This window comes from Pseudidiomarina tainanensis (genome assembly GCF_004214835.1).
Classification (GTDB): domain Bacteria; phylum Pseudomonadota; class Gammaproteobacteria; order Enterobacterales; family Alteromonadaceae; genus Pseudidiomarina; species Pseudidiomarina tainanensis.
In genome coordinates, this window is sequence record NZ_PIQJ01000001.1 from 730,606 (window position 1) to 743,722 (window position 13,117).

Sequence of the window (13,117 nt, forward strand, 5' to 3'; positions counted from 1 at the left end):
TGTTGTCTGTGTTTACTGTTATTATTGTTGTTGACGCTTTTTTGTGCGCCTTGCATTCAATATTGGTCGGTTTTTCAACATAGTCAAGCCATTTTGAATAGAATAACCATATTTATTTTGTGTGATTAAATTTTAACCAATCGCTGTAAAAGAGAGCTTATTGTGGAGTCGTTGCTACAACCCATTCGTCAATTTTTGCATTGTGACACGCCGAAGGCTTGGATTGAAGTTGCATGCAAACCGGAAAACTTACCAGCACTGTTAATTGATCATCTGGTTTGTGAGTTGAAGGCTGCGCAGTCGGCGATGCTGCTTATTCGTCGATATGCGGTGGATACCGCAAGTGGTGATGCGTTACTCGCTTGGTTGAAGCCGTATGAGGACTTTACTTATCGTATGCAAGGTGATTGGCGCCAGCTTGCTGATCACGAGCGTTTAACCAAAGCCATGTTACCCAAGCGGGAATCGCCATATAGCCAAGAGTTAATCGACAAAATGGTGCTCCTCATTAAAGAAGAACTGCATCATTTTTATCAGGTTTTGGAAATCATGGATGAGCTTGGTATTCCTTATGAAAACATCTCGTCCAGTAGGTATGCGCGGGGCATGTTACGGCATGTGCGGACTCATGAACCGGCAACGCTTATCGATAAACTGATTTGTGGAGCCTATATTGAAGCACGTTCCTGCGAGCGCTTTGCCGCGCTAGCACCACATGTCGATGCGCGGTTGTCTCGGTTTTATGTCAGCTTGTTGCGTTCTGAAGCGCGCCACTTTGAGGATTATTTAACCTTGGCAGAACAAATCGCTGGGCATTCTATTAGCGAGCGCGTGCAGTTTTTCGGTGAAATTGAAGCACAACTGATCAAAGCACCTGACACCGAGTTTCGGTTTCATAGCGGTGTTGTTGAATCAGTTGAAACTGTCGGAAATTAATTCTCTTCCGCTAGCTGTCACTTTCAGAAAGCTCCCTTGCGTGTACCAGTCGCCAAGTACGATGCGCTCTGCTGTCTCGCCATTGGGTAAACGGTGTTGGTGAATTGCAGGGCGATGGGTATGACCGTGAATCATGCATTGCACATCATATTGAATAAACTGTTCGCGCACAGCGTGTTCATTGGCATCCATTATCTTAAGTTGTTGCTCAGATAACGGTTGTTGCGTTTTGCTTGCGGCGCGTAACTTGTTGGCAATGCGCATACGTAACGACAATGGTAAGGCGAGCAGAAGTTTTTGTAGCCAGCGTTGGCGGATAATCTTCCGAAAGCGCTGATAACTGATATCGTCGGTGCACAAGGTATCACCGTGCAGAATCAGGGTAGGGGTGTCATATAAATCAATTACGCTGGGTTCGTCGAGTAATTGAACGCCGGTGATTTGCGCAAAGCGTTGGCCAATCAGAAAATCGCGATTGCCGGCAATAAAATACACCGGAACACCGCTATCCGTAAGTTGCCGCAATGCAGCTTGCACTGCGGCAACAAAATCACTGGTATCATCATCGCCAATCCACGCATCAAACAAATCACCAAGAATATATAAGGCGTCTGCGTGTTGTGCTTGGCTTTGCAAAAAGCGCTGAAAAAGCCCGGCGATATCCGGCCGAGCTGGGCTTAAATGCAAATCAGAGATGAACCAAGTCGTCATAGATTACTCGCTGATTGTTGCGCTCTTAATGACCACATCATCAACAGGTACGTCTTGGTGAAAACCAGCATGACTGGTGCGAACAGCTTCAATCGCAGTCACCACATCCATCCCTTCGACAACTTCTGCGAACACGCAATAACCCCAACCGCCCATGCTTTCGTTTTTAAAGTTAAGAAAGTCATTGTCAGCAACGTTAATAAAGAACTGCGCGGTAGCTGAATGAGGGTCTTGTGTACGCGCCATGGCAACGGTGCCACGGTTGTTTTTCAAACCATTATTCGCTTCGTTTTCTACAGGTTCGTGAGTTGGCTTTTGCACCATTTCTAGATTGAAGCCACCACCTTGAATCATGAAGCCACGAATCACACGGTGGAACAGAGTATTTGTATAAAAACCTTCGCGCACATAAGTCAGGAAGTTTTCAACTGTCTTTGGCGCTTCTTCAGCAAATAGCTTTAATGTGATGTCGCCGTGATTAGTGTGTAGGGTAACCTGCATTGAGGGAGCTCCATATTTAGTAAGGTCATTTACAGATTTAACTGGTGCAGTAGTTTAGCATTGTTTGTGGCAATGGCGCACCTTGCGTTATTATGTCAGTCTAATTTAAAAGTGTGGTCATGCAGTGAGACAGGAGCAACTGTGCATGTTGAAAGTTTTTAATACGTTAACCCGCCAAAAAGAAGAATTTAAGCCAATTACGCCAGGTGAAGTAAAGCTCTATGTGTGCGGGGTAACTATTTACGATTACTGTCACATTGGTCACGCTCGTACCTATGTCGCGTTTGACGTTGTGGTGCGCTATTTGCGTTCACGCGGTTATCAAGTGAAATATGTTCGTAACATTACCGACGTTGATGACAAGATTATTCGCCGTGCAGCGGAAAATAACGAAGGGATTGATGCAGTAACGCAACGGTTTACGCAAGCCATGCATGACGATTTTGATGCGCTCAATTTGGTGCGTCCTGATGTGGAACCAACCGTAACCGGGCATATGGGCGACATTATTGCGATGATTGAAACACTTATCGCAAATGGTAATGCTTATGTTGCCAACGATGGTGACGTGCTGTTTGATGTCAGTACGTTTAATGCGTATGGCAAATTAAGTCGACAAAACCTAGAGCAATTGCAAGCTGGCGCTCGTGTTGATGTTGCAGATAACAAACACGATCCACTCGATTTTGTGTTGTGGAAACAAGCGAAAGCGGGTGAGCCGAGTTGGCCATCGCCGTGGGGCGAGGGTCGCCCGGGATGGCACATTGAGTGTTCAGCGATGAACAAGCGGCACCTTGGCGAAAACTTTGATATTCATGGTGGTGGTTCTGATTTGATATTCCCGCATCATGAAAACGAAGTGGCGCAAAGCTGTTGCGCAAATCATAGTGATTATGTGAATTATTGGATGCACAGCGGGATGGTGCAAGTAGATGAAGTGAAGATGTCGAAATCGTTAGGCAACTTCTTCACCATTCGCGATGTGCTGGCGCAATATGATGCTGAAACGGTGCGCTACTTTTTAATTTCAAGTCACTACCGTTCGCAATTGAACTATTCTAAAGACAATCTAGAGCAGGCGCGGTCAGGATTAGAGCGTTTATATACTGCGTTACGTGATGCACCAGAATCGACTGTTGATCCAGCCTTAACGGCATCTCAAATTGAGCGTTTTAACGCCGCAATGGATGACGATTTTAACGTGCCAGAGGCACTATCAGTGCTGTTTGAATTAGCACGTGAAGTGAATCGTACGGTAGCAACGGAGCCACAAAGGGCTGGCGCGTATGCGGCGCAATTGCGCGAGTTTGGTCATTTGCTTGGATTACTGGAGCAGGAACCAGAAGCGTTTTTGCAAGGCGGCGGAGATGATGCTGAGGTTGCTAAAATTGAAGCATTGATTGTGGAACGCAATGATGCGCGTGCGGCCAAAGATTGGGGTCGCGCAGATGCGGCGCGTGATGCGTTAAAGGCAATGAATATTGAATTAGAAGATGGTCCGTCCGGCACCAAGTGGCGCCGCGTGTAGGGCGCAGCTTTGCTGCGAGATATTCGATATTAGCCGTTAGATATTAGAAAGGTAAGAGAGAGCAAACCTGAGAAAACAGAACTAATATCTAATATCCAATTGCTAATATCGAATTTGATTTTAACGAGAGGGTTATTATGGCATTTCCAACGGTACAAGTATTTGAGAGCTACGCGGATACGGCTGGTCGCGAATTTGATGCAGTTATTTTATTGGGTGATTTTGCACAGACTGTGCCAGATGATTTCAGTGAGTACGTTGCACAAGCGCTGCAATTTGATGCGCGCGTTGGTAAGCAAGCGTTATTAGTGCCTGCAGATGTTGCGGGTGGCCGTTTGATTACTGCGCCAACTGGGCCGTTAACGCGCGATTATGATGATGTCCGTAATATTAGCGATGCAGCTGGAGCTGCAGCACGCATTGCTCAGCAAGCGGGTGTAACCAAACCTCTGCTTATTGTGTTTGGGGTGCCAAGCGAAGCGCGGTACGGTCAAGCTGAAGCGGTTGCTTATTGGGGCTTGTGCCAGGCGTTATATGAACCGCTTGAAGCACGTGAGCATCTTGGCGAAGAAACCATTGAAACCGTAACGGCAGTCGGTGTGGTCGGCGCGTTAGATGAAACTTGGTTGCAAGCCGTTGAAGCCGGTAAGCGGGTGGCGCGTGATCTCGCAGGCACAGAACCAGAACGAATGGCGCCACCACGATTTGCAGAATATTGCCAGCAGGCATTTGCCCATTCTCCCGTTCGGGTGACGGTGATTGACGATGTGCAACAGTTGCAGCATGAATATCCTTTGCTGATGGCAGTTGCACGGGCTTCATTAGGCGTCGAACGTCATCAACCATGTGTCGTGCGACTTGAATACAAGGCTCCAGCGGCGGAGCAAACCTTGATGTTTGCAGGTAAAGGTATTGTCTATGACACCGGTGGTGCAGATGTGAAAACTGGCGGTCACATGGCTGGTATGAGTCGCGATAAAGGCGGCGCAGCAGGTGTTGCTGGTTTCGTCAAAACTGTGGCCGAAATGCGCCCAGAAACCTTAAATGTAGTGGCTGAACTTGGTGTGGTTCGCAACAGCATTGGCGCTGATGCGTTTGTCGCAGATGAGATTATCACGGCTCACAGCGGCGTGCGTGTGCGTATCGGTAATACTGATGCTGAAGGCCGTTTGGTTTTAGCTGATTTGTTATCGCACTTGCGTGAGGAAGCGCCTGATTATCCGCGCCCACAAATCTTTAGTGTAGCCACGTTAACTGGTCATGCGGCGCTGGCGAAAGGCCCATATACCGCATTGATCCCGAACGGACCTGCGCGCGTAAATGAGGTGACAGAAAAACTATGGGAAGCGGGCGAAGTGTACGGCGACCCAACGGAAATTTCATGGTCACGACGTGAAGATTATGATTTTGTGCGTCCGCGCACCAAAGCGGATGACACGTTATCAAGTAATAATGGACCTTCAGCAACAACGAAGCGCGGACATCAGTTCCCGATGGCATTTTTAGCAATCGCTTCTGGACTTGATAAGCACGGTACCGACAGTCAGCAACCATTGCCATATGTGCATGTTGACATTGCTGGTAGCGGTGTCGAGGGTGGTGATTGGCAGCATGGTAAGCCAACTGCAGCCCCTGTCACTTGTTTTGCTGGATGTTATTTACATCAGTAACTCAGGCATTTTATGAATGGGAGATTCTCAATGCGTGGTTTGAAACTTGGATTTTTAAGTGCGGTATTGTGGTTGACTGCAACAACGGCTCAAGCACAGTCAAACATGGAGAACGTAGAAATTAAAGCCACTCAGTTAAGTGAGCGGGTTTACATGTTGACCGGTATGGGCGGTAATATTGGTGTGTACGTTGGAGACGACGGCGTGGTGATGATTGATGCGCAATATAAAGGCTTGGCTGAGAAGATTTCAGCGGCCATTGCGGAATTTTCAAATCAACCTATTCGTACCTTGGTCAATACGCACTTTCATGGCGACCACACCGATGGTAACGCTGCGTTTGCGAAACAAGGCGTTAAAGTTGTTGCACACGAAAATGTCAAAACACGTTTAGCAGCGAATGAAAAATTTGACCAAGCGGGTCTGCCGACGATTACTTTTGATAACGCGTTAGAAGTGAAAACTGGTGGTACCGCAGTTAGCTTGAAGCACTATCCGAATGGCCACACCGATGGTGATGTGGTGGTTTGGTTTCCAAGCAGTAACGTGATTCATGCTGGCGACCTATTTTTCGTTGACCGTTTTCCGTTTATCGATTTGAACTCTGGCGGTAACGTACAAGGTTATATTGATAACGTGCGTGCGGTGATTGCCGAGATTGATGGCGACACACAAATTATTCCGGGTCATGGTGCGCTGTCGAAGCGCAGCGACTGGTTGCGTTTGGTACAAATGATTGAAGCGACACGCGAAGAAGTCATGACCATGAAAGAGCAAGGCTTAAGCGAGGATGATGCGGTTGCGAAAGGCCTGAGCGAGCAGTGGGCTGATTGGTCTTGGAGCTTCATTAACGAAGAGCGTTGGATACGTACGCTGTACAAGTCAGTGTAATGTCCGGATGAAAAGAAAAAGCCGCAGATTCTGCGGCTTTTTTGTTGCGTAAAATTTTACGCTGGCGTTTCGATTGGCAGAGCGTCGAGCTCAGCTTTGGTTTTGCCGTGCGGCTGTGGCGTACGTGTTTCTGGATCGATATGCACGAAGACGATGTCATCAGCGACACAAATGTTTTGTTTTGTCTGCTTGTTTCGCACCACACAGGTCAGCGTCACTGAGGTCTTACCCACTTTCTTCACACCCAAACCAAACTCAACCACATCACCTTGGTAAGCCGAAGTTTCAAAGGCAATTGCACCGATGTGTTTGGTGACTAAGCTTTTTGCGTCAAGTTGGCAGGCGGCAAAGATATATGCTTCTTCGTCAATCCATTCAAGAATACGGCCACCAAATAATGAGCCGGCAAAGTTGAGATCGTTGGGCATGACGAGGCGACGAGATAAAAAGCGCATCAGTGTTCACTCCTTGTGGGTTTAGATGCGCCTAGTATAACGTATTCACGAAACTTATCGTAAGTGCCGATTAAAAAACTCCGTAATCAACTGGTAACGGTGAATACTTGCCTCGCGACCACGAATACCGTGGGCTTTACCCGGATATGCCATCATTTCGAAAGGAATCATCGATTGTTGCAATCGGTGCGTAAGCATGGCTGTGTGAGTAAATAGGACATTATCGTCAGCCATGCCATGATAAATCAGCAATGGCTGCTTCAGCTCGTCGGCATATGTGAGAACGTTTGCTTGGCGATATCCCTCAGGGTTATCTTGTGGCGTACCCATATAGCGTTCGGTGTAATGCGTATCATACAACGCCCAATCGGTGACTGGCGCTCCTGCTACGGCGGCTGAAAATAACTCCGGTGCGCGCATGATTAAATGCAGGGCCATATAACCACCGTAGCTGTGGCCAAATACGCCAACCCGGTTCGCATTAACATAAGGTTGCTGCGACAGCCATTGCGCTCCAAGTTTTTGGTCAGCAACCTCTAGCTCGCTTAATTGGCGATAAATACCGCTCTCAAATTGACGACCACGATTGCCACTGCCGCGGTTATCGAGTTTAAATACCACGTAGCCTTGTTGCACAAGGTATTGGGTAAAATAATCGCCCCAGCTATTGGTCACGCGTTGTGCTCGCGGACCGCCATAAACCATCACAATCGCTGGATGATTTTGATTATCCGCAATTTGCGCCGGTTTATTGATTTGGTAGTACAAACGTTGTCCGTCTGCAGCTTCCAAATAGCCATAATCGGGATAGCTCCATGTAGCTAAATAAGGACTCAATGGGTGATCTTGATTGAGACGATTTTCATGGAGCCATGTAATGCGTTCGCCAGTAGGGCCATGTAAGCTCACTTGCGGTGGTTGACGGCTACTTGAAAAGTAATCGATATAGCTGCGCCCGTCGGCGGCAAACACAACATCATGCATACCTGCGCGAGTGCTAAGCTGACTTGGTTGTCCCGGCGAGCTATTGTTTAGGTTGGCGCGATACAGGTGACGCTCTAACGGTGTTTCTTTGCGACCGGTGAAATAAATCACACCGGTTATCTCGTCCACATGAGCCAACGCGTCAACCATCCAATCGCCGCTGGTTAACTGACGAATGAGGCTGCCATCGGTTCGGTACAGGTATAGGTGTTTAAACCCGCTACGCTCCGAAGCCCAGATAAAATAGCGGCTATCACTTAAAAAATGGAGGTCGTCATTGAGGTTAATCCAAGTCGCGCTGGTTTCCTCGAGAATTGGCTTAGCCGTTTTATCGGCTAGTGCGTACAAAAATAGCGTCAGTTTATTTTGACTACGATTCTGCCATTGGTAACTTAAGCTGTTGCTGTTTGGCAACCATTGAACTCGCGCAAGATAGCCAGTTTTACCATGTTGCTTGGCTAGGTTTAACCAATGAATATTAATCGGTTTGCGAGCTATTTCCGCGTCATCGTTCGGCTGAATGATTTCGTTGACCGCGATCCAACCGAGGTCGATGTCGACATTAGATTCGCCCGCTGCCGGATAATGTTGTTCAACAAGCTCAGTGCGCTCCGCATAAACATCAACGCGCTGTTGTATGGCAACTGGTGCTAAATCAATTCTAGTTAAAGCAATACGCTGTTCATCAGGGCTCCACCAGTAACCGGTCATGCGCTTCATTTCTTCTTGAGCGACGAATTCAGCTGTTGCGAATTGCTCCGTCGCCGTTTGTCGGTGGGTCAGTTGATAGGTTTTGCCCGATTGCCGCGCAATGATGTACAAATTGTAGTCATGTACGTAACTTATGAAATTTCCCTGCGGCGAGAAACGCGGATCCGTTGCAAAAATATCGCCGCGAGTTAATTGGGAGACTTTTTGACTGGCGATATCAAATAAATAAAGCTCGCCGTTAAGCGGAAACAACAGCGCATCGCCGTTTGGTGACCATTGATAATCGACAATCCCGCTTGAGCTAATGCGCAGACGCTCGCGACGAGCTTTTTCTTCTGCTGACAATTGCTGCTTGGGGTCAAGTAAATCAGCAGCTTTGACGATGATTTTAGATTTATTCTCGCGTACGTCGTAAAGCCACAGGTCTTGTACGTTAGGGCTGGCAGTTGATCCTGCAAGGTAGCTAACTTGTTGACCAGAAGGCGCAAACTTTATTTGTTGTGGGGCTTGGGTGGTTAGGTTTGGTGCTGAAAAGATACGCTCAATTGAGAGCGGTTCCGCTTGTTGCACAGCATTTTGCGGTAATGGTTTTGCGATAACCGATGCACTTAAAAAAGTGCAAAGCACGAATAAATTTTGCAGTACACGAGTACAACGCATTGCGACTTAGCCTTGATCATTGAAAAAACTCTTTTAGTTTATCAAAGCTAAGCGCAATACTTATTGCACTGCGATAAAGCGCACGGTCAGTGCGCTAGAATTCACCGCCTAGAATTCACCACGTAGACCAATGCTGAAATTACGACCACGCATTGGTGCATCTTCTTTTAAAAACGAAGAATGAACGTAACCGAGTTCATCGGTGAGGTTATCCGCTTTGAAATATAAGCTGATATTGTGTGCCGTGAGTGCGCGTGGAAACCAATTAAGCTGCGCGTTGAGTAAACCAAAGCTGTCGGTTATTTTTTCTGTTGGTGCGACATAGGTTTGCTTGTTGTACCAAGTATAACCAAGCTTCGTCTCCCAGTTAGCGGCGATGTATCGGAGTTCAGTACCGATGCGCTGAGCTGGTATACGGGGCAGATTCTCACCGCCATCACGAACTTTGGCTCGCACGTAGTCACTGAAACCGTGGAGTTGCCACTGGCGATTAAACTCATAATAAGCGCTCAGCTCGTAGCCATAGAGATCAACATCACGCTGCACATAACTAATAACCGGCAGGCCATCACTGTGATCATGTGCATTATCATGGCTATCCATATGCTCGCCCTCATGTTCGAGTTCGAGATCAGCACTATTAATCCCAGTAAATGCGCCGTACACGAAGTCGTTTACGCGATTATAAAATACGTTCCAATCCATATGAAACTGGCTGTAATCAAGGTGTAAGCCAACATCAATATTATTTGAAACTTCCACTTCAGGCATGACTTCGGCCGCTTCGACATGATAAACGTGCTCGGCTTCTTCATGCACGCTGTAAGCTAAACCAATCTCATAGGTTTGTGTCGCGAGGTGCGCACCATTTGAAAGTATTTCATTGGCTGACGGTGCGCGCTGCGCATGGCTTAAATTCGTGGATATTTGCATACCGTCGGCGAACGGGTAAGTAAAACCAACCGAGGCGGACACCGGAGTAAATGAATAATCATTGACTTGCACATCTTCAACACGTGTTCCTAATTGCCAGTTGAGGCCATCGAAGTCGCGTTCGAGTAACCAAAACAGGCCATGTTTAGTAGTATCTGAATTTGGTGTATACGCTTCTTCACCAAATGCTTCTTGTGCTTTTTCAAAGTAGTGATAACCAAATGCGCCTTGCCAGCCTAATATTGCTGCGTGATTTGCGGTTAAGCGCAGTTCGTGAAGGTTATTGGTAAAAGTAGTGCTTGGTACAGCATCTTCAATTTCTTGATGTTGATAATCAGTAAAGCCATAACGCAATTCGACCCGTTCAATATTATTGAATGGATTCAACCATCCACCGTGAATTTGAATACGGTTTTGCCACATGTCAGCATAAGGGCCCGCTTCACTGTGCTCTTCGGTTGTGGCTGTTTCGTCATGCTCATCTTCAGCATGACCATGGGCGTGGCCCGGAATACCATATTGTTGCTCTAAACGGCCGTAAGACGCTCCCAAATAGCCCGTGTCAAAAATATAGCTGACGCCGACGTTGGCACCTTGCGCATCTATAAAGCTGTTTTCGATTTCATCAACGGTTTCACCTTCATCATTGGTGAACTCAGGTACTTGGTAATCGTCGCTCCGGCGCTTAAACGCATCGAAATGCCATACAGTATTGTTGTGGTCACCGGTAAAGCCGACGGTGGCTTCACGCAAGTTACTGGCGCTATCAAACTTGGTTCCATAAAAACCGCTATGGCCGCCGGTTAATTCTTGTGCTATGCGGTTGTCGACGACGTTGACCACACCACCGATGGCACCAGATCCATAGAGCAAAGTGGCTGGGCCTCGGAATATTTCGATTTGTTCAGCCACAGAGGTTTCAGTGGTGACTGCGTGGTCAGGGGAGCCACGTGAGACATCGCCACTATCAAGTCCATTCTGGGTGATTTTTACTCGTGGGCCATCCAAGCCACGAATAATTGGGCTACTAGCAACGCCAGCAAAGTGGGTCGCATTGACCCCAGGTTCTTGCGCGAGAGTTTCTCCAAGCGTATGCGCATGGTGCTCACGCAATTCATCACCCGAAACCACCGAGATCGGTTGCGACGACTCTAAAGCCGTTTTATTCAGCGGGCTTGCGGTAACGACAATGACTTCCGTATCTTCGTGTTGGTGAGCTTCTTGCTCGACCTGTTGCGCCATTGTGGCAGTGCTGGCTGAAATACTGACAAAACTTGTTACGAATAATGCCAATGGGCTTTTACGAAACTGCGATACCATACGGTGGACTCTCCGATAAAAGGCTTTATGTAATGTTATAATGTAACATTACAATAAGTTTTATCTTGTCGCAAGCGCTAGTATGAGCGGCAGAGGTTGGTTACACTGTCGGAGACCTTTTTATAATGACTATAATTGGACGTTAACCATGCGATTTTTCTCATATATTGGTGCTATTGCGGTAGCACTAAGCCTCTCGGCTTGTGCCGATGAATCTTCAACAACGACAGCAGTTAGTGCTGACGCTGTTGCCTTGCAAGCCCACCTTGAATTTTTGGCAAGTGACGACCTTGAAGGTCGTGATACTGGCAGCCGCGGTCACGAAATTGCTGCTAAATACATTGCCACTGAATTTAAACGCTTAGGTTTAGAACCAGCCGGTGATGACGGCACTTACTTTCAACGTATTAAATTCCGTCGCAGTTTCTTAGAAGAAAACAGCGCATCGTTTACGTTGAATACCGGCAATGACGAAATCAGTCTTGATTATCCGAAAGAATTTATCACTGGGCCGAGTGCGTATAGTGAAAAAGATGATGTTGAGGCGCCGCTCGTTTTTGTTGGCTACGGCTTAGTTTCAGAAGCATTTGGTATCAATGATTATGAAGGCCTTGATGTTGAAGGCAAAATCGTTGTGATGGTCAGTGGTCGTCCAGAAGACCTGCCAAGCGAAGAAGGCGCTCACTTGAATAGCAGCAAAACTAAATTTGCAGCTGAACGTGGTGCCGTAGGTATTATCAATTTGCACACCCCGGCACGTGAAAAAGTGCGTCCGTTTGAAGTCAGTATCATGTATCAACGGGCGCCGAGTGTTCGTTGGTTGCATCCGAACGGTGAACCAAATGTAGCGTACAAGAACATTGCCGCATCAGCCTATGTGCAGCACGAAGCCGCAGAAAAATTATTCGTGAACGCACCAGTTGCACTGGAAGAAATTTTCGCTCAGCTCGAAGCGGGTGAATCACCAAAAGGTTTCGATTTAGGTGTAACAGCTCGTTTGCAGCGTGCTTCACGCCACGAGGAAATCAGTAGCCCGAACGTAGCTGCAGTATTACCTGGCAGCGATGACAAGTTAAAGAATGAGTATGTACTTTACACCGCGCATTCTGACCACATTGGGATGACCAAAGACTTGAGCCAAGAAGATCACATCAACAATGGTGCGATGGATAACGCCTCAGGTGTATCGGTGATGCTTGAAACTGCGCGCATGTTTAAAGAAAGTGGGAAGCAGCCGAAACGCTCAATTATGTTCTTATCAATCACTGCTGAAGAGCGTGGTTTGTTGGGCGCGGACTACTTTGCGCACCATCCAACTGTGCCGCTGAGTCAAATTGTGGCGAACGTGAACCTTGATATGCCTGTGCTTTTGTATGATTTTGCCGATGTGATTGCGTTCGGTTCAACGCATTCAACGCTGGGTGAGACGGTTGCACGTGCAGCTGGACAATTCGGTATTGAGTTAAGCGAAGACCCAATGCCTGAGCAAGCCATTTTTACTCGCTCAGACCATTATCCGTTTGTGAAGAAGGGCGTTCCAGCAGTGTTCTTGATGACCGGCTTTACCTCAAAAACTGAAGGTGAAGATGGTGGTGAAGTTTGGGGTAAGTTCTTTGCTGAGCATTATCACCGTCCAAGCGACCAACCGGATCTGCCAATTAACTACGAGGCCGGCGTTACATTTACCAATATTAACTTCGCGATTGGTCAAGAAATTGCGAATCAGGTGGAACGTCCACGTTGGTTACCAGAGAGTTTCTTCTCGCAGCTTGATTAAACCAAGCTGTACATTAAGTAAGCAGGGGCGTCGCTTTTTT

At 47.3% G+C, this 13,117-nt stretch carries 10 protein-coding genes; 5 read left to right on the top strand and 5 right to left on the bottom strand.

All coding sequences use genetic code 11. The features are described from left to right. The first annotated feature begins 162 nt into the window (after nt 1–162). Nucleotides 163–936: a tRNA isopentenyl-2-thiomethyl-A-37 hydroxylase MiaE gene (gene miaE / locus CWI82_RS03530; RefSeq protein WP_130202689.1), complete on the top strand. Its 774-nt coding sequence runs from the start codon at nt 163–165 to the stop codon at nt 934–936. On the opposite strand, the gene lpxH is transcribed toward miaE, so the two are convergent. Beyond that, entirely contained in the window at nt 913–1,647 is a 735-nt protein-coding gene (gene lpxH / locus CWI82_RS03535; RefSeq protein WP_130202690.1) for a UDP-2,3-diacylglucosamine diphosphatase, read from the bottom strand. The genes miaE and lpxH overlap by 24 nt on opposite strands. Nucleotides 1,648–1,650: 3 nt before the next feature. After that, nucleotides 1,651–2,148, bottom strand: coding sequence for a peptidylprolyl isomerase (locus CWI82_RS03540; RefSeq protein ID WP_130202691.1), 498 nt, complete (start codon nt 2,146–2,148; stop codon nt 1,651–1,653). 145 nt (nt 2,149–2,293) lie between these two features. Between CWI82_RS03540 and cysS the strand changes: the two genes are divergently transcribed. The 3 genes from cysS to CWI82_RS03555 all read left to right on the top strand — a co-directional run bounded on the left by cysS (nt 2,294) and on the right by CWI82_RS03555 (nt 6,237). After that, nucleotides 2,294–3,676, top strand: coding sequence for a cysteine--tRNA ligase (gene cysS / locus CWI82_RS03545; RefSeq protein ID WP_130202692.1), 1,383 nt, complete (start codon nt 2,294–2,296; stop codon nt 3,674–3,676). Between the two features lie 137 nt (nt 3,677–3,813). After that, nucleotides 3,814–5,346, top strand: a complete 1,533-nt coding sequence (locus CWI82_RS03550) for a M17 family metallopeptidase (protein WP_130202693.1) — start codon at nt 3,814–3,816, stop codon at nt 5,344–5,346. A gap of 30 nt (nt 5,347–5,376) precedes the next feature. Next, nucleotides 5,377–6,237: an MBL fold metallo-hydrolase gene (locus CWI82_RS03555; protein ID WP_130202694.1), complete on the top strand. Its 861-nt coding sequence runs from the start codon at nt 5,377–5,379 to the stop codon at nt 6,235–6,237. A 56-nt stretch (nt 6,238–6,293) separates the two neighbouring features. Here CWI82_RS03555 and CWI82_RS03560 read toward each other — a convergent pair whose 3' ends face one another. From CWI82_RS03560 to CWI82_RS03570, 3 genes are all read right to left on the bottom strand, one after another. After that, on the bottom strand, nt 6,294–6,692 hold the full coding sequence (locus CWI82_RS03560) for an acyl-CoA thioesterase (protein ID WP_092855892.1): 399 nt from the start codon (nt 6,690–6,692) through the stop codon (nt 6,294–6,296). 54 nt (nt 6,693–6,746) lie between these two features. Next, nucleotides 6,747–9,047 (bottom strand): S9 family peptidase, encoded by a 2,301-nt coding sequence (locus tag CWI82_RS03565; RefSeq protein ID WP_130202695.1) that lies wholly within the window; start codon nt 9,045–9,047, stop codon nt 6,747–6,749. 108 nt (nt 9,048–9,155) lie between these two features. Beyond that, entirely contained in the window at nt 9,156–11,300 is a 2,145-nt protein-coding gene (locus CWI82_RS03570) for a TonB-dependent receptor (protein ID WP_130202696.1), read from the bottom strand. Nucleotides 11,301–11,448: 148 nt separating this feature from the next. Here CWI82_RS03570 and CWI82_RS03575 point away from each other — a divergent pair, with 148 nt between their 5' ends. Beyond that, on the top strand, nt 11,449–13,077 hold the full coding sequence (locus tag CWI82_RS03575; RefSeq protein ID WP_130202697.1) for a M28 family metallopeptidase: 1,629 nt from the start codon (nt 11,449–11,451) through the stop codon (nt 13,075–13,077). Nucleotides 13,078–13,117: the final 40 nt, after the last annotated feature.